The 17,107-nt window shown below is 69.0% G+C and carries 15 protein-coding genes; 12 read left to right on the top strand and 3 right to left on the bottom strand.

Annotated elements, in window-relative coordinates; all coding sequences use genetic code 11:
* Positions 1-266 precede the first annotated feature (266 nt).
* The 6 genes from ACIBHY_RS13140 to ACIBHY_RS13165 all read left to right on the top strand — a co-directional run bounded on the left by ACIBHY_RS13140 (position 267) and on the right by ACIBHY_RS13165 (position 7,320).
* A complete protein-coding gene (locus ACIBHY_RS13140) occupies positions 267-1,325 on the top strand; it encodes a glycine betaine/L-proline ABC transporter ATP-binding protein (RefSeq protein ID WP_397095207.1) in 1,059 nt (352 codons plus the stop codon).
* On the top strand, positions 1,322-3,235 hold the full coding sequence (locus ACIBHY_RS13145) for an ABC transporter permease (RefSeq protein WP_397253517.1): 1,914 nt from the start codon (positions 1,322-1,324) through the stop codon (positions 3,233-3,235). The genes ACIBHY_RS13140 and ACIBHY_RS13145 overlap by 4 nt, the downstream gene beginning before the upstream one ends.
* A 65-nt stretch (positions 3,236-3,300) precedes the next feature.
* The gene (locus ACIBHY_RS13150) at positions 3,301-4,212 is read left to right on the top strand and encodes an ABC transporter substrate-binding protein (RefSeq protein ID WP_397253519.1); all 912 of its coding nucleotides are present in this window, start codon (positions 3,301-3,303) and stop codon (positions 4,210-4,212) included.
* A gap of 49 nt (positions 4,213-4,261) precedes the next feature.
* Entirely contained in the window at positions 4,262-5,197 is a 936-nt protein-coding gene (locus tag ACIBHY_RS13155; protein ID WP_397253520.1) for an ABC transporter substrate-binding protein, read from the top strand.
* On the top strand, positions 5,194-6,825 hold the full coding sequence (betA, locus tag ACIBHY_RS13160) for a choline dehydrogenase (protein ID WP_397253522.1): 1,632 nt from the start codon (positions 5,194-5,196) through the stop codon (positions 6,823-6,825). Before ACIBHY_RS13155 ends, betA begins: the two co-directional genes overlap by 4 nt.
* A 21-nt stretch (positions 6,826-6,846) precedes the next feature.
* A complete protein-coding gene (locus tag ACIBHY_RS13165; protein WP_397306758.1) occupies positions 6,847-7,320 on the top strand; it encodes a nucleoside deaminase in 474 nt (157 codons plus the stop codon).
* Between the two features lie 87 nt (positions 7,321-7,407).
* Here ACIBHY_RS13165 and ACIBHY_RS13170 read toward each other — a convergent pair whose 3' ends face one another.
* Positions 7,408-8,361, bottom strand: coding sequence for an SIS domain-containing protein (locus tag ACIBHY_RS13170; RefSeq protein WP_397253526.1), 954 nt, complete (start codon positions 8,359-8,361; stop codon positions 7,408-7,410).
* Complete coding sequence (locus tag ACIBHY_RS13175) at positions 8,358-9,500, bottom strand: hypothetical protein (RefSeq protein ID WP_397306759.1); 1,143 nt, start codon at positions 9,498-9,500, stop codon at positions 8,358-8,360. Before ACIBHY_RS13175 ends, ACIBHY_RS13170 begins: the two co-directional genes overlap by 4 nt.
* A 175-nt stretch (positions 9,501-9,675) precedes the next feature.
* Between ACIBHY_RS13175 and ACIBHY_RS13180 the strand changes: the two genes are divergently transcribed.
* The 4 genes from ACIBHY_RS13180 to ACIBHY_RS13195 all read left to right on the top strand — a co-directional run bounded on the left by ACIBHY_RS13180 (position 9,676) and on the right by ACIBHY_RS13195 (position 13,463).
* Positions 9,676-10,806, top strand: a complete 1,131-nt coding sequence (locus ACIBHY_RS13180; protein ID WP_397253530.1) for a spermidine/putrescine ABC transporter substrate-binding protein — start codon at positions 9,676-9,678, stop codon at positions 10,804-10,806.
* A gap of 72 nt (positions 10,807-10,878) precedes the next feature.
* The gene (locus ACIBHY_RS13185; RefSeq protein ID WP_397306760.1) at positions 10,879-11,664 is read left to right on the top strand and encodes an ABC transporter permease; all 786 of its coding nucleotides are present in this window, start codon (positions 10,879-10,881) and stop codon (positions 11,662-11,664) included.
* The gene (locus tag ACIBHY_RS13190; protein WP_397253534.1) at positions 11,657-12,436 is read left to right on the top strand and encodes an ABC transporter permease; all 780 of its coding nucleotides are present in this window, start codon (positions 11,657-11,659) and stop codon (positions 12,434-12,436) included. The genes ACIBHY_RS13185 and ACIBHY_RS13190 overlap by 8 nt, the downstream gene beginning before the upstream one ends.
* Positions 12,423-13,463, top strand: a complete 1,041-nt coding sequence (locus ACIBHY_RS13195; RefSeq protein WP_397306761.1) for an ABC transporter ATP-binding protein — start codon at positions 12,423-12,425, stop codon at positions 13,461-13,463. Before ACIBHY_RS13190 ends, ACIBHY_RS13195 begins: the two co-directional genes overlap by 14 nt.
* Here ACIBHY_RS13195 and ACIBHY_RS13200 read toward each other — a convergent pair.
* Positions 13,457-14,092 (bottom strand): TetR/AcrR family transcriptional regulator, encoded by a 636-nt coding sequence (locus tag ACIBHY_RS13200; protein ID WP_397095231.1) that lies wholly within the window; start codon positions 14,090-14,092, stop codon positions 13,457-13,459. The two genes, ACIBHY_RS13195 and ACIBHY_RS13200, sit on opposite strands and share 7 nt — an antisense overlap.
* Positions 14,093-14,183: 91 nt before the next feature.
* On the opposite strand from ACIBHY_RS13200, the gene ACIBHY_RS13205 reads away from it, so the two are divergent.
* Together ACIBHY_RS13205 and ACIBHY_RS13210 are read left to right on the top strand one after the other, a co-directional pair.
* Positions 14,184-15,458, top strand: coding sequence for a glycosyltransferase (locus tag ACIBHY_RS13205; RefSeq protein ID WP_397306762.1), 1,275 nt, complete (start codon positions 14,184-14,186; stop codon positions 15,456-15,458).
* 40 nt (positions 15,459-15,498) lie between these two features.
* On the top strand, positions 15,499-16,914 hold the full coding sequence (locus ACIBHY_RS13210; RefSeq protein ID WP_397253743.1) for an aminobutyraldehyde dehydrogenase: 1,416 nt from the start codon (positions 15,499-15,501) through the stop codon (positions 16,912-16,914).
* Positions 16,915-17,107: the final 193 nt, after the last annotated feature.

A 17,107-nucleotide genomic window follows, 5' to 3' on the forward strand; every position in this document is an offset into this window, starting at 1 on the left:
AATTGGAACACATGCCGACTGTTGCGGCCAATCGAACATTACGCGCCAGAATTCGAGAGATGGGTCGCATGAGGCGAGAAGCTGGGGCTCCATCTTTCGGCCGGAAATAACCACGGAAGGTGGCGACTGTCCGCCTATAGGCGATTGTCCCGTTCCAAGGCAGTAACGCATGGGAAGCGCCCCGGTATCTGGACGGTCACGACGTTGTGATTTGCGCTATTCACCACATATGTTGGCCCCCGTCCTAGCTACCTACGGGAGGCAAAATGGGGCTTGCTCCCGAGAGCGCGGCCATCGAGGTCAAGGGTCTCTGGAAGATCTTCGGGTCCGCCGCCGAAAAGGTGCTGAACAGTGAAGACAAGCACCTCGAAGCCGCCCCCCTCCGTGAGAAGACCGGCTGCACGGCCGCCGTGCGGGACGTGAGCTTCACGGTACGGCCCGGCGAGGTCTTCGTCGTTATGGGCCTGTCCGGAAGTGGCAAATCCACACTGGTCCGCTGCCTGACCCGATTGATCGAGCCGAGCGCCGGCGAGATTTCCATCGGCGGCGAGGACATCGGCCGCGCGAGCCCCGCGCGCCTGCGCGAGATCCGCCGCCACCGCGTCAGCATGGTCTTCCAGCACTTCGGGCTGCTGCCCCACCGCCGCGTCATCGACAACGTCGCCTACGGCCTGGAGGTCCAGGGCGCCGCCAAGGCCGCCAGGCACGAGCGGGCCCGCGAGATCCTCTCCCTGGTCGGCCTCGACGGGCACGGCGACGCCTACCCCGACCAGCTCTCCGGCGGCATGCAGCAGCGCGTCGGCCTGGCCCGCGCCCTCGCCGTCGACCCCGAGGTCATGCTCTTCGACGAGCCGTTCAGCGCCCTGGACCCGCTCATCCGCCGCGACATGCAGGCCGAGGTGATCAGGCTCCACCGCGAGGTCGGCAAGACCATGGTCTTCATCACCCACGACCTGTCCGAGGCGCTCAAGCTCGGCGAGCGCATCGCCATCATGCGCTCCGGCTCGATCGTGCAGCTCGGCACCCCCGAGGACCTGGTCGGCGCGCCGGCCGACGACTACGTGGCCGACTTCGTCCGCGACGTGCCGCGCAGCCACGTGCTGACGCTGCGCTGGATCGCCCGGCCGCCCGAGCCGGGCGAGGCCCTGGACGGCCCCGCCCTGCCCGCCGCGACCGTGGTCAAGGACGCCATCGAGGTCTCCTCCGGCTCCGGCCACCCGATCCGGGTCATGGACGGCGACGAGCTCGTGGGCGTCGTGGACCGGGTGGACATGCTCTCCTTCCTGGCCGGGCACGAGACGCCGGCCGTACGGGCCGGGGCATGAGCGCGACCGCGGTCGGGACCCCGCCCCGCGTCAAACTGCCCAGGTGGGCCCTGCCGGCAGCGGCGGCGGTCGCGTTCGCGGTGGGCTATGTCGTCTTCCGCGGGGTGGGAACGCTCCCACACGATGACGAGGCGGGCACGTTCGTCGCGCTCACCGACGCGCGCGAATGGGTCGACGACAACAAGAACGCCAACCCGGTCTTCCTCTACTTCATCAACTACATCCGGCTGTTCATCGACGGCCTGTTCCAGGCCTTCGAGACCGTGCTGCACGCGCTCGGCTGGCCCGGCCTGCTCGGCGTGATGGGCGGCATCGGCTGGCTGGCGGGCGGCTGGCGGGTCGCGCTGCTGGGCGTGGCCGGGTTCGCCTCGTTCGGCGTGCTGGGCGTGTGGGAGCACAGCGTCGACACCCTCGCCCTGGTCGCCACGGCCGTCCTGCTGTCGCTGCTGGCCGGGCTGCCCCTGGGCGTGTGGGTGGGCCGCTCGCCGCGGTTGCGCCGGGCGATCACGCCGGTGCTCGACTACATGCAGATCATGCCGACGTTCGCGTACCTCGCGCCGATGGTGTTGTTCTTCCAGATCGGCGCGCCCGCGGGCGTCGCGGCCACGATCATCTACGCGATCCCGCCCGCGATCCGCATCACCGCGCTCGCGATCGAGCAGGTCTCGCCCACCGCCGTCGAGGCCTCCGCCTCGCTCGGCGCCACCCGCTGGCAGACCCTGTTCAAGGTACGGCTGCCGCTGGCCCGCTCCACCATGACCCTCGCGATCAACCAGACGATCATGATGGCCCTGTCCATGGTGGTCATCGCCAACCTAATCGCCGCCCCCGGCCTCGGCTCCGACATCATCAAGGGCCTGTCCAGGGAGAACGTCGGCATCATGCTCCCGGCCGGCCTCGCGATCGTGGTGATGGCCGTGGTGCTCGACCGCACCACGATGGCGGCCGCCCGGCAGCGGGCCCAGGCGGGACTGTCGCGGCTCAAGCTCGCCGTCGCCGCCGCGATCGCCGCCGTGGGCATCGGACTGGCGTACGCGCTGCCGCCGGAGTTCCCCAGCGCGCTGGAGTTGCAGATGGGCGGACCGGTGAACGAGGCGGTGCGCTGGGCCGAGCGCACCTGGTACCCGGTCACCGACGCGCTCAAGGAGTTCACCACCCGGCTGCTGCTGAACCCGCTCGACGGGGTGCTCACCACCGCCCCCTGGTGGCTGGTCGCCGCCGCCGTGCTCGCCTTCGCCTTCTGGGCCGCCGGGGTGCGCCCGGCGCTGACGGCGCTCGGCTGCCTGCTGGCGATCGCCCTGCTCGGGCTGTGGGAGCACAGCATGCAGACGCTGACCATGGTCTTCGTGGCGGTGACGGTCACGCTGGCGATCGGCCTGCTGCTGGGCATCGCCGCGGCCCGCTCCTCCCGCTTCTCGGCCGTCCAGCGCCCGCTGCTGGACGCCGCCCAGACGATGCCCTCGTTCGTCTACCTGCTTCCGGCGCTGGCGTTGTTCGGCGCGACCCGGTTCACCGCCATCTTCGCCTCGGTGATCTACGCGGTGCCGCCGGTGGTCCGGCTGGTGGAGGAAGGGTTGCGCGGGGTGCCGCCGACCGTGGTGGAGGCGGCGCTGTCGGCCGGGTCGACCCCCGGCCAGCTGCTGCGCAAGGTGCAGTTGCCGATGGCGCGCAAGTCCATCCTGCTCGCGGTCAACCAGGGCATCGTGATGACGCTGGCCATGGTGGTGCTCGGTGCCATGGTCGGGGGTGGCGCGCTCGGCTACGACGTCGTCTCGGGGTTCTCCCAGCGCACGGACTTCGGCATGGGCTTCGCCGCCGGAATCGCCATCGTGCTGCTGGGCATCATGCTCGACCGGATCACGCAGGGCGCCGACAGGCGTCCGTCCCCCCAAAAGAGGAAGCCGATATGAAGATTCGCCTGCTTGCAGGCCTTCTGACGCTTGGACTGGCCGTCGCGGGATGCGGCGGAGCCAAGGTGGAAGACAAGCCCAGCTCGGCCGCCGCGCCGTCGGGCTCGCAGAGCGCGGCGCCGGCCTCGGGCGGCGGCACCGTGAAGATCGCGATCAACCCGTGGGTGGGCTACGAGGCGAGCGCCAACGTGGTGGCCTACCTGCTGAAGAAAGAGCTCGGATACACGGTCGAACTGCCGGAGATCAAGGAGCAGCTCGCCTGGGAGGGCTTCGAGACCGGCGACGTCGACGTCATCATCGAGAACTGGGGCCACCCGGACCTCAAGAAGCAGTACATCGACGAGAAGAAGGTGGCCCAGGTCGCCGGCTCGACCGGCAACAAGGGCGTCATCGGCTGGTACATCCCCAAGTGGATGGTCGACAAGTACCCCGGCATCACCGACTTCAAGAACCTGAACAAGTACGCCGACCTGTTCAAGACCTCCGAGTCGGGGGACAAGGGCCAGCTGCTGTTCGGCGACCCGTCGTACGTGTCCAACGAGGACGCCCTGATCAAGAACCTCAAGCTCAACCTCAAGGTCGTCACCGGCGGCTCGGAGGCGGCCCTGATCAAGGGCGCCCAGCAGGCTCAGGAGCAGAAGAAGCCGCTGCTGTTCTACTTCTGGGACCCGCACTGGCTCTTCAGCAAGACGGAGCTGGCCAGGGTGAACCTGCCGCCGTACGCCGAGGGCTGCGACGCAGACCCCAAGAAGGTGGCCTGCGACTACGCCGAGATGGACCTCGACAAGATCGTCAGCACGAAGTTCGCCACATCCGGCGGCAAGGCCTATGACCTGGTCAAGAACTTCACGTGGACCAACGAGGACCAGAACGCCGTGGCCGACGACATGACCAACAACGGCATGTCGGGCGAGGACGCGGCCAAGAAGTGGGTCGAGGCCAACACCGCCAAGTGGCAGGCCTGGATTCCCAAGTGACCCCCGGCAGGCCGCGGCCCGTCGCGGGCCGCGGCCACGAGGACCTGTGATGCCAATCAAACCGATCGCGGGGCTGCTGGTCGCGGTCCTGCTGCTGTCCGCCTGCACCGGTGAGGAGCCCAAGGCCGCCCCCGGCACGCAGGGCACCGTGAAGATCGACATGCACGCCTGGGTCGGGTACGAGGCGACCGCGGGCGTGCTGGCCTATCTGCTGGAGCACGAGCTCGGCTACAAGGTGCAGACGCGAAAGATCACAGAGGACAAGTCGTGGCCCGATTTCGCCGCCGGCAAGGTGGACGTGATCGTCGAGAATTGGGGCCACCCCGCGGAGAAGAAGGAGTGGATCGAGGAGAAGAAGGCGGCAGTCCCCGCCGGTTTGACGGGGAACAAAGGGGTGATCGGATGGTATGTCCCTGAGTGGATGGTCAGGAGATATCCAGACATCACCAATTATAGAAATTTGAACAAGTACGCCGCGCTCTTCAAGACCAGCAAGTCTGGAAATGCCGGGCAGTTCTTGGCGGGCGATCCGACCTTCGTCACGAACGACGAGGCGATCATCCGCAACCTCGGCCTCAATTTCAAGGTCGTCTACTCCGGCAGCGAAGACGCGCTCATCAAGGCGGCCCAGCAGGCGACCGCGAAGAAGAAGCCGCTGCTGATGTATTTCTACGAACCCCAGTGGCTGTTCACCAAGATCAAACTCGTCAAGATCAACCTGCCGGCGTACGCGATCGGGTGCGACGCCGACACCGAGACGGTGGCCTGCGACTATCCGCCCTACCTCCTGGACAAGATCGTCAGCGCGGACTTCGCCCGCACCGGCGGCAAGGCCTACGAGCTGGTCCGCAACTTCAGCTGGACCAACGACCACCAGAACAAGGTCGCCAGCGACATGGTCAACGAGAAGATGAGCGCCGAGCAGGCCGCCAAGAAGTGGGTCGACGAGAACAAGATCGTGTGGAAGGACTGGATCCCCAGGTGAGCTACGACTTCGTCATCGTGGGAGGGGGGTCGGCGGGCTGCGCGCTCGCCAACCGGCTCAGCGCCGACCCCTCGGTCAGCGTGCTGGTGCTGGAGGCGGGCCGGCCCGACTACCCGTGGGACGTGTTCATCCACATGCCGGCGGCGCTCATGTTCCCCATCGGCAGCCGCTTCTACGACTGGAAGTACGAGTCCGAGCCCGAGCCGCACATGAACGACCGCCGCGTCTACCACGCCCGCGGCAAGGTGCTCGGCGGCTCCAGCAGCATCAACGGCATGATCTTCCAGCGCGGCAACCCGCTGGACTACGAGCGCTGGGCGGCCGACCCGGGCATGAAGTCCTGGGACTACGCCCACTGCCTGCCGTACTTCAAGAAGATGGAGAACTGCCTGGCCGACCCCGGCGGCGAGTGGCGCGGCGGCGACGGCCCGCTCAAGCTGGAGCGGGGCCGCGCGGAGGGGCCGCTGTTCGAGGCGTTCTTCACCGCGGTCCAGGAGGCCGGCCACCCGCTCACCGACGACGTGAACGGCTTCCGGCAGGAGGGTTTCGCCGCCTTCGACCGCAACCTCCACCGCGGCCGCCGCCTGAGCGCCGCCCGCGCCTACCTCCATCCGGTACGGCGCCGCCCCAACCTGACCGTCCGCACCCGGGCGTTCGTCGAGAAGGTCGTCTTCGAGGGCACCAGGGCGGTCGGCGTCATCTGCGACGGCGAGCGGATCGCGGCCAAGGAGGTCGTCCTCTGCGGCGGCGCGATCAACACCCCGCAGCTGCTCCAGGTCTCCGGCGTCGGCCCCGAGGCGGTGCTGGAGCAGGCCGGCGTGCCCGTCGTGCACGACCTGCCGGGCGTCGGCGAGCACCTGCAGGACCATCTGGAGGTCTACGTCCAGCACGCCTGCCTGAAGCCGGTCTCGATGCAGCCGTCGCTGGCCATGTGGCGCCGGCCGTTCATCGGCGCGAACTGGCTGTTCCTGCGCCGCGGGCCGGGTGCCACCAACCACTTCGAGGCCGGCGGCTTCATCCGCTCCAACGACGAGGTCGCCTACCCGAACCTGATGTTCCACTTCCTGCCGATCGCGGTCCGCTACGACGGCTCGGCCCCGGCCGGCGGGCACGGCTACCAGGTGCACATCGGCCCCATGTACTCCGACGCGCGCGGCTCGGTCCGCATCACCTCGCCGGACGTACGGGTCAAGCCGCAGCTGCGCTTCAACTACCTGTCCACCGACCAGGACCGCAGGGAGTGGGTGGAGGCGATCCGCCACGCCCGCGCCATCCTGGCCCAGCCCGCCTGGGAGGGGCTGAACGGCGGCGAGATCTCCCCGGGGCCCGAGGTCGAGACCGACGAGCAGATCCTCGACTGGGTGCGCAAGGACGGCGAGACCGCCCTGCACCCCTCGTGCACCGCCAGGATGGGCGTGGACGAGATGTCGGTCCTGGACCCGGAGACGATGCGGGTGCACGGGCTGGAGGGGCTGAGGGTGGTCGACGCCTCGGCCATGCCGTACGTGACGAACGGCAACATCTACGCGCCCGTCATGATGCTCGCCGAGAAGTCCGCCGACCTGATCCTCGGCAACACGCCGCTCGACCCGATCCCCACGCCCTTCTACCGCCACCAGAGCCGGTGACGCTGCGTAGCATGGGCCGACATGGATGACAGGGATCTGCGGCACCTGCGGCGCTGCGTGGAGCTGGCGGCGCTGGCGCTGGACAAGGGCGACCAGCCGTTCGGCTCCGTGCTGGTGTCCGGCGAGGGCGCGGTGCTGTTCGAGGACCACAACCACGTGGCGGGCGGCGACCACACCCGGCACCCGGAGTTCGAGATCGCCCGCTGGGCGGCGGTCAACCTGACGCCGGGGGAGCGGGCGGCGGCCACCGTGTACACCTCGGGGGAGCACTGCCCCATGTGCGCGGCCGCCCACGGCTGGGTCGGGCTCGGCCGCATCGTGTACGCCGCCTCGTCGGAGCAGCTGGGCGAGTGGCTCGGTGAGCTGGGGGTGCCCGCGCCGCCGGTCGCCACGCTGCCCATCCGCGCCGTGGTGCCGGGAGCCGTGGTCGACGGCCCCGCCCCCGCGCTGACCGCCGAGATCCGCGCGCTGCACCGCCGCTTCCACACGAGCTGATCTCCGGTACGGCACGCGCCGCAGTACCGGAGAAATGCACACCCGCAGAGCGGTCACGACCGTCGTGCGGTCAGGATCGTCGTGCGGTCAGGATGACCACCAGTGGGCGGCGACCAGTTCGGCGACCAGCGTCTCCGTCAGCAGCGCCACGTCAGGGTCGGAGTCGTGCGCGTAGCGGACGGACGCCGCCGCGCCCGGCAGGCCGGCGCCGACGGCGAGCACCGTGGAGCCGCGCTGCTCCACCCACTCCATCGCCTGCGCGTCGTAGGCGGAGCCGGGGAAGAGGATGGCGCGGTAGTCGAGGGTCTTGGTGAGGTACACGTCCACGTGGGACCAGTCGCCGGTCTCGCACGCGTCGGCCGGGCGGCGCGGCCCCTCGCGGAACATCAGCGCCGACTGCTCCGCCGACGACAGGTGCTCGGCGGGGGCGATCGTGTAGACGCCGTGCGGGCCGTCCAGGAGCTCGATGGCCCGCGGCAGCCACTCCTCGCGGCGGTCCAGCAGGTCCGCGGTGGCCTCGGCCGCCTGCCAGACCAGCCCGGCCACGCCGCGGTGGCCGCCGCTCAGCCGCGCCTCCAGGGCGAGCAGGAGCGCGAGCGTGTGCTGGAACGTACGGCAGGCCACCCCGCCCCGCTCCTCGCCCGCCAGCATGTCCACGACCGCGTCGGCGCCCTCGGCCACCGCCGAGCCGGGGTCGTTGGTGAGCGCGGCGACGAACGCCTGCCCGCCCCGGTAGCGGGCGACGGCGTCCAGGGTCTCCCTGCTGCCTCCGGTCGCCGAGATCGGCACCACGAGCGTGCCGCGCGCCGCCGGGAACGACGTCCGCGCGGAGGCGTACTCGGCCACCGCGTTCACCCCGGCCGCCCGCAGCCGTAGCGCCGCCACGCCCGCGGCGTAGCGGGAGCTGCCCATGCCCAGGAACACCACACGATCGACGTCGCCGGGGATCGCCGCGAACGGGTCCTCCGACAGCGACTCCGCCAGCTTGGCCAGGGACTCGGGCTTGGCTTCCAGGTCGGCCAGGAACAGCTCGGGGTTCACGCGGGGTCCTCTTTCTCGTCGTACCAGGTGTGCAGGACGCCCATCGGGGCGTAGCGCCAGCGGGGCAGGTGGCGGGCGGCGTAGATCAGCTCGCGGCACTCCTGCTCGACCTCGAACGGCCGGATCAGGGCGGGGTCGAGCAGGTCGCGGGCGCCGGTGTAGGCGGCCAGCATCTCGCGCCTGGCCCGCCGTACCCAGCCGGCGGCCTCGCCGGGCGGGACGCCGCGGCGCTTGATCGCCACCTGGGCGACGTGCTCCAGGCTCGTGGTCAGTTGCGCGAGGTCCCTGGCCGGCGGCTGGTACGGCGCCGCGTCGGCCACCGTGGGGTTGCCGTCGAAGTCGATGACCGCGTAGCCGTCGCGCCAGCGCAGGATCTGTCCCACGTGCAGGTCGCCGTGGATCCTGATCCGCGGCCCGGTCGCCGGGGCGGCGAGCGGGGCCAGTTCCGCGCGCATCCTGCCGGCTTGGGCGGCCAGCCACGCGCCGTCCGCCCCGCCGGTCACCGTCAGCGCCTCCTCCAAGGCGCCCAGCGCCCGCGTCAGCAGCCCGCCGCCGTCCTGGCCACCTCCCTGCCCGCCGCCGGGGCGACCGTCAGGGCCGCTGCCGGGGCCGGAGCCGTGGCAGGAGGGCGCGGGGAAGGAGGACAGCGCGGAGTGGAGGTTGGCGGCCAGGTGGCCGAGCGGCGTCGCGAAGGAGGTGTCGGCTGAACAGCAGGCGTCCACGCACCACTCCCAGCCGTCCCTGGCGTCCGGAAGGTAGCCCGTGACCAGGGCGAGCAGGAGCTCCGACTTGTCGTCGGAGCGTGTCAGGGCCGCGTAAGGAGGAGCTGTTTCGTTGAAGCCGGCGTCAACGAGGTGGGCGAAGATCTCGGGCGTCGGGTGGGGGAGCGGAACGGGCGGCGTGAGCCATTTGACGACCACCGATTCGGCCACCACGACCGAGTGGTTGGTCATGTCCACGTGCTCGCCGAAGCCGCGTTCAAGCGCCACCCCGGTGCCCTGATCAGCTTCGCCGTACGACAGAGTGGGCAGAGGCTGGAAGCGGCGCACGGCGAACGGCGCCGGCGGTTCCGACGCCAGCGCGGCGAGGAGCGCGGCGGTGAGGCCGTGATCCCGTTCGGTAAGGGGATTCTCACCCACAGAGAGCAACCGCTCCCATATTGAATCCGAGTTCAACAGGCAGACCAAACTTCCAGGTGGCAATGTCCGGAAAAGTCTTGCTCATGTTGATTTCTACTGCAACACTCCTCTCCTGGTCTGGCGTGCCTGGATGGTTGCGCGACCTCTTCCCCGAATTCCTGAAGGAGTAGCGACCGTGTTCCGTACCCGGTTCACCCGTCGTCTTCCGGCCGCCGTCGCGGTTGCCGGCCTCGCGCTCGCCGCCGCAGCGTGCGGCGGTGGTGAGTCGACCAGCACCGGAGCCCAGGCCGCGCCCAGCGCCAGTGCGGCCCAGCTCAACGCCAACGCCGACCTGTCCAAGCAGTCGCTCCAGGTCACGGTCTGGGACGGTTACACGCCCAAGGAGCTACCCGACAAGGTCAAGCAGGACCTCAAGATCTCCAACGTCAAGATCAATCTGCACGCCACCAACGAAGAGGCGATCACCAAGCTGACGGCCGGCGCCGACAGCGGCGGCATCGACGTGGCGTTCGTGTCCGGCCAGTACGCGCAGGCGCTGTGGGAGCAGGGGCTTCTGGAGCCGATCCACCCCGAGATGATCCCGAACCTGAGCAACCTCTACCCCGAGGCCACCCAGCTGTCCTACGACAAGGGCAACAAGTACTCCGTGCCCTACACCTGGGGCACCACGGGCATCTGCTACCGCTCCGACCTGGTGAAGGCCGAGCCCACGAGCTGGAACGACATCCTCAAGCCGCCGGCCTGGGCGCAGAAGAAGGTCACGATGATGACCACCGAGCGCTGGCTGGCCCTGCCCGCGCTGAAGGCGCTCGGCTACTCGGTCAACACCGACAAGGACGACGAGATCGCCAAGGCCAAGGAGCTCCTGACGGCCGCCAAGCCGCACCTGCTCCAGTACGACGACACCACCTTCGGCGACAAGCTCAAGTCCGGCGAGGCCGTGATGGTCGAGGCCTGGGACGGCTGGTGCCCGACCACCGACGCGAAGAAGAACATCAAGTTCGTGGTCCCGAAGGAGGGCAGCGACCTCTGGGTGGACACCATGGTGATCATGAAGTCCTCCAAGAACAAGGAGGCCGCGCACGCCCTGATCAACTACATCCTGGACCCGAAGATCCACGGCTGGGCCGCCGAGAACATCAACTACAAGGTTCCGAACAAGGCCGCCATGGACGCCGTGAAGGTGCCCGAGGGCTCGCTGCTGGGCATCAAGCCCGCCGAGCTGCTCAACGGCGAGTCCATTCGCGACCTGGGTGAGGCGTCCACCAAGTACACCCGCCTGTCGTCCGAGGTCACGGCGAAGTAGGCAGTGAAGAGCCAGACCAGGGCCCGGCCGGCGTCCTCCGCGAGGGGGCGCCGGCTAGCGGCCTTTTCCTTTTTGTCGCCGGGGCTGGTCTACCTGATCGTCCTGCTGCTGGTGCCGCTGGCGCTGGTGCTCAGCTTCACGGTCTTCAAGCGCGGCCGGTTCGGCGGCATCGTCTACGAGTTCACCACCGAGAACTTCTCCCGGCTGATCGACCCGCTCTACCTCGGCGTCCTGGGCAACTCGCTCAAGATCGCCGCGATCACCACGCTGATCGCGCTGCTGATCGGCTACCCGACGGCGTACTTCATCGCGCGACTGCCCCGTAACTGGAAGACGATCGCGCTGGTGGCGATCGTGCTGCCGTTCTGGACGAACTTCATCATCCGGGTCTACGCCTGGATCATGCTGCTCAGCGGCCCCGGCATCGTGAACTCGGTGCTCGGCACCCAGATGGAACTGCTCTACAAGGACGGCGCGGTCGTCGTCGGCCTGCTCTACTCCTACCTGCCGCTGATGGTGCTGCCGCTGTTCGCGACGATCGAGAAGCTCGACCCGCAGTTGCGCGAGGCCTCGGCGAACCTGGGCGCCTCCGCGTTCACGACCTTCCGCAAGGTGACGCTGCCGCTGACGGTGCCCGGCGTGCTGACCGGCTGCCTGTTCGTGTTCGTGCCGAGCTTCGGCAACTTCGTCATCCCGGAGATGCTGGGCGGCGGCAAGTCGATCATGGTGGGCAACCTGATCCGCACCGAGTTCCTCAAGGCGCGCGACTGGCCGTTCGGCTCGACGCTGGCCCTCGCGCTGATCGCGGTGCTCATCGTGCTGCTGATGATCCAGTCCTGGGCGGCCCGCCGTGCGTAGGGCCAGGCTGCTGCACGTCCCGTTCTGGGCGACGATCGTCTTCCTCTACCTGCCGATCGCCGTCCTTGTCGTCATGTCCTTCAACTCCGGCGAGTCCGCCTACACCTTCGAGGGTTTCAGCCTCAAGTGGTACGGCGAGCTGGCCGGCGACGAGCGCGTCATCAAGGGCCTGGTCAACACGCTGATCGTGGCGCTCGGCTCCACCGCGATCGCCACCGTGCTCGGCACCCTGCTGGCCGTCGGCCTGGCCCGCCACACGCGCTCCAAGCTCCTGGACGCGGTGGCCCTGATGCCGGCCGTCCTGCCCGACCTGGTGCTCGCGATCGGCCTGCTGCTGTTCTTCGTCACGATCCAGCAGTCGCTCGGCCTGCACTCGGTGATCCTCTCGCACGCGGTCTTCTCGATGGCGTTCGTGGCCGCGGTCGTGCGTACCCGCCTCAGCGGCGCGGACGTCTCGCTGGAGGAGGCCAGCCGCGACCTGGGCGCGGGCCCGGTGACCACGTTCATGAAGGTGACGTTGCCGCAGCTGGCGCCGGGCATCGTGGCCGGCGCGATGCTCGCGTTCACGCTCTCGCTCGACGAGTTCGTCATCGCCTTCTTCACGATCGGCAACGCCGACCCGACGTTGCCGATCGTCATCTACTCAATGATCCGATTCGGGGTGACCCCGGAGATCAACGCCCTGGCCTCGATCCTCCTGCTGGTGAGCTTCACCGCGGTGATCGCGGGGCAGCGGCTGACGAAGATCGGGGAATCACGTGCTCAAGATTGACGGCATCACGCGCCGGTTCGGCGAGGTCACCGCGCTCGACGGGGTCTCGCTGGAGATCGGCCAGGGCGAGTTCTTCGCGCTGCTCGGCCCCTCGGGCTGCGGCAAGACGACGCTCCTGCGCATCCTGGCCGGCTTCGAGACGCCCGACGGCGGCTCGGTCTCGCTCGACGGCGCCGACCTGCTCACGCTGGCGCCCAACAAGCGGCCGATCAACCTCATGTTCCAGTCCTACGCGCTGTTCCCGCACATGAGCGTCGCCAAGAACGTCGCCTACGGCCTGGAACGCGAGAAACTGCCCCGCGGCGAGGTCAAGAAGCGCGTCGGCGAGGTGCTGGAGACCGTCGGCCTGTCCGCCCAGGCGAACAGGAAGCCGCAGCAACTGTCCGGTGGCCAGCGCCAGCGCGTCGCCCTGGCCAGGGCCATCGTCAAGCGCCCCCGGCTGCTCCTGCTCGACGAGCCCCTGTCGGCACTGGACAAGAAGGTCCGCGCGGACATGCAACTGGAGCTCAAGCGGCTGCAGCACGAGGTCGGCATCACCTTCGTGGTCGTCACCCACGACCAGGAGGAGGCCATGTCGCTGGCCGACCGCATCGCGGTCTTCGACACCGGCCGCGTGCGCCAGGTGGACCGCCCCGTCGAGCTCTACGAGCGCCCCCGCTCCCGCTTCGTCGCCGACTTCGTCGGCGCCAACAACCTCTTCGCCGGTACGGCCGGCGCCGACGGCACCCTGCGCACCGAGAACTTCGGCACCCTGCGCGGCACGGCCGTCGAACAGGTGCCGGAAGGGGCGGCGGCGCTGCTGGCCGTACGGCCGGAGAAGCTGGAACTGACCGAGGACGGCCCGCTCAAGGGCAGCGTGCTGGACGTCAGCTTCTACGGCGGCGTCTCGCACATCTCCGTCGAGGTGCCCGGCCAGGCCAAGCCCGTGCTCGTGGCCGTGCAGGGCGCCAGCGCGGTGAAGCCCGGCGCCGAGGTCGGGCTGCAGTGGGGGGAGCGGGACGCGGTCCTGCTCCCGGCGGTTCAATGAGCGAGGTCGTTGCCGGTCGCCGCGCGCGCGTAGGAGAGGATCAGCTCCACCGCCTCCGCCGGGCCGATCACCGGGTGCCTGGCCGTGATGCGGTAGCCGTAGGCGTCCTCCAGGGCCACCAGGTTGCGCGAGATCGTCAGCGCGTCCGCGCTCAGCGTGAACACGCCGAGCGCGGCCCCGGTGTCCAGGATCGACTGGTACATCGACACCTGGCGGTCGTAGAGCGAGGTGAGCAGCACGCCGTACATCCGGTTGCGGCCGGCGGCCCCGCCGAGCTCGTTGAGCAGGCGCACGTCCGGGTCGAGCGGCCCTGTCGGCAACCCGGAGCGGATCGTCATGACCAGCTTCTCCACCGGGTCCATGACGGCGGCGATCTGCCGCAGGCGCTGCTCGTAGAAGCGCTCCATGCCCGCGTGCTGGGCCTCGACGAGCAGCTCGTTGAGGTCGGGGTAGTGGTAGAGCACGGCGCCGGAGGTCAGACCGGCCTCCTCGGCCACGTGCGAGAGCTGCACTCCGTCGACGCCATGCCGGATGATGGCTCGGCGCGCCGCCTCGATCAGATCGATCCGGCGATCCGTGCGACTCTTGCGCTGGGCCACGCCCACCCCCGATGCACCATGATTCAGCAAAGCCGTCACTATAGTGCCGCGAAGTTGACCTTTACGCTAGATCAGTATTTGAATTCCCGTTCAGATTGACGTTTCCCCCCGGAGTGACCACATGGCTCTCACCATCCTGTTCATGCCCGAGAGCGCGTACGGGCCGACGAACAACAGCATCGGCATCGGCGACATCCTGCGCCGCCGCGGACACCGGGTCGTCTTCGCGGCCGAGGCGTCGTGGAAGGGCAAGCTCGAAGCGCTCGGCTTCGAGGAGGACCTGGTCGACCTGGCTCCCCCGGCGGAGGACGCCGAGGAGCAGGACCCCGGCCAGTTCTGGAAGGACTTCATCCGCGAGACCGCGCCGGAGTACCGCAAGACCACGCTGGAGCAGCTCGCGACCGTCACCAAGCCGATCTGGGACTCCCTCATCGACGGTGTCAAGTACTGTGAGCCGCAGCTCAAGGCCATTATCGAGCGCGTGAACCCCGACGTCATCGTCGAGGACAACGTGATCACCTTCCCGGCGCTGCTGACCGCGGGCAAGAAGTTCGCGCGCATCGTGTCGTGCAACCCGCTGGAGGTGCGCGGCGAGAACATCGCGCCGGTCTTCTCCGGCCTGCCCGCCGACGACCGCGCCGGCTGGGACGCCTTCCGCGCCGAGTACGAGCGCACGCACCGCGAGATCTGGACCGCCTTCAACGCCTGGTGCGTGGAGCAGGGCACGAGCCCGCTGCCCGACCTCGACTTCATCCACGAGGGCGACCTGAACCTCTACGTGTATCCCGAGGTGCTCGACTACACCAACGCCCGCCCGCTGGGCCCGTCGTGGCACCGGCTCGACTCCTCCGTGCGTGAGACCGAGGAGGCCTTCGAGCTGCCCTTCCAGCGGGGCGAGGGCGCGCTGGTCTACTTCTCGCTGGGCTCGCTCGGCTCCTCCGACGTGGAGCTCATGCAACGGGTGATCGACGTGCTGGCCACCACCCGGCATCAGTTCATCGTCTCCAAGGGCCCGCTGCACGAGGAGATCAAGCTGGCCGACAACATGTACGGGGCGGAGTTCCTGCCCCAGACGAAGATCATCCCGCTCTGCGACCTGGTGATCACCCACGGCGGCAACAACACCACCGTCGAGGCCCTGCACTTCGGCAAGCCGATGATCCTTTTGCCGCTGTTCTGGGACCAGTACGACAACGCCCAGCGCGTGGACGAGCTCGGCTACGGCGTGCGGCTGTCGACCTACACCTTCACCGACGAGGAGCTGAAGGGCGCCCTGGAGCGCCTGCTCGGCGACACCGAGCTACGCGCCGAACTGGCCGCCACCGGCGAGGAGATCCGCGAGCGCGACGGCCTGCGCAAGGCCGCCGACCTCATCGAGCAGCTCGGCCTGAAGTAGTCCGCCGGTACGGCCCGCACCGCCGGGCCGTTACCGGGTCATCCAAGGAAAGAACCCCATGCGCCAACTGATCAACCCGGCCACCGGGCAGCCCTTCGCCGACCTTCCCGACACTCCGGTGGGGGAGGTGGCGGTAGCCGTACGCAAGGCCCGGCGGGCTTTCGAGGAGTGGTCGCAGACCACGCCGGCCGAACGGGCGCGGCTGCTGCTGCGCCTGGCCGACCTCGTGGAGGCCGACGCCGAGGAGCTGACCAGGCTGGAGGTCGAGGAGACGGGCAAGCCGGCCGCGGTCTTCCGCGACGGTGAGCTGCCGTTCGCCGTCGACAACCTGCGCTTCTTCGCCGGCGCCGCCCGCTCGCTGGACGGCACCGGCGCCGGTGTCCTGAGCTCCGGGTACACCTCGGTGCTGCTGCGCCGCCCCGTCGGGGTGGTCGGATCGATCGCGCCGTGGAACTTTCCGTTCATCATGGCCGTCTGGAAGGTGGGGCCTGCGGTCGCGGCTGGAAACGCGGTCGTCATCAAGCCCGCGCCGCAGACCCCTCGCTCCACGCTGCGGCTGGCGGAGCTGTTCGCGCGCGCCGGAGCGCCCGAGGGGCTCGTGCAGGTGGTGCTCGGCGACGGGGCCGTGGGCGAGGCGCTGGTGACCGACCCGGGCGTGGACATGGTCAGCGTGACCGGCTCCACCGAGACCGGCCGCGCGGTCATGACCGGCGCGGCGCGCACGCTCAAGCGAGTCCACCTGGAGCTCGGCGGCAAGGCCCCGGCTCTGGTGTTCGAGGACGCCGACCTGGAGGAGGCGGCGCGCGGCGTGGCCATGGGCGCCACCTACAACACCGGCCAGGACTGCACCGCCGCCACCCGCGTCTACGTCGCCAGGACGGTCTTCGACGACACGGTCGAGGCTCTGCGGGCGACCCTCGCCAAGATCACCGTAGGCGACCCCTGGGACGCGGCCACGGACATCGGCCCGCTGGTCTCGGCGGCCCATCGGGAGCGGGTGCACGGCTTCGTCGAGCGGGCGGGCGCTCAGGTGGTGCACGGCGGGGCGCCGATCGACGGACCCGGGTTCTACTACCCGCCGACGCTCGTCACCGGCGTGGCGCAGGACAGCGAAATCGTGCAAGGTGAACTTTTCGGTCCGGTTCTTGTGGTGCTTCCGTTCGATCACGAGGACGATGCGGTACGGCTGGCCAACGACACCCGCTACGGCCTGGCCTCATCGGTCTGGTCGCGGGACGTGGCGCGGGCCATGAGGGTGTCGCATCGCCTGGACGTGGGTGTGACCTGGGTAAACGACCATCTTCCGATCGCCAGCGAGGCCCCACACGGCGGCGTCAAGGGCAGCGGATTCGGCAAGGACATGAGCCAGGAGGCCGTTCAGGAGTACTCGGTGACCCGTCACCTGATGATCAAACACGCTGCCCCGGCCGAGCGGGACTCCTTCCGGCCGGCCTGAAAGCTGAAGGCGAAACCGACCGAAATGACACGTTTGGTCGCGTTTGATGGGAAATGCACGGTTGGCCGATCTGGTACGGGTGTGTTCCAATTACCCACGCCCGCGGAATCCCATGCGCCGCACGCGTGTCAGATTTTTCGAGCACGTAGCGCGAGAGGTAGCGAGAGTCAGTGAGGACGGAAAACCCCAGGCA

Origin of the sequence: Nonomuraea sp. NPDC050547 (assembly GCF_044457345.1) — a bacterium.
Classification (GTDB): Bacteria; Actinomycetota; Actinomycetes; order Streptosporangiales; family Streptosporangiaceae; genus Nonomuraea.

Excerpts from the sequence above, each read along its gene's own strand:
- ACIBHY_RS13140 (WP_397095207.1), top strand. The coding sequence starts at position 267 with ATGGGGCTTGCTCCCGAGAGCGCGGCCATCGAGGTCAAGGGTCTCTGG.
- ACIBHY_RS13145 (WP_397253517.1), top strand. The coding sequence starts at position 1,322 with ATGAGCGCGACCGCGGTCGGGACCCCGCCCCGCGTCAAACTGCCCAGG.
- ACIBHY_RS13155 (WP_397253520.1), top strand. The coding sequence starts at position 4,262 with ATGCCAATCAAACCGATCGCGGGGCTGCTGGTCGCGGTCCTGCTGCTG.
- ACIBHY_RS13165 (WP_397306758.1), top strand. The coding sequence starts at position 6,847 with ATGGATGACAGGGATCTGCGGCACCTGCGGCGCTGCGTGGAGCTGGCG.
- ACIBHY_RS13205 (WP_397306762.1), top strand. The coding sequence starts at position 14,184 with ATGGCTCTCACCATCCTGTTCATGCCCGAGAGCGCGTACGGGCCGACG.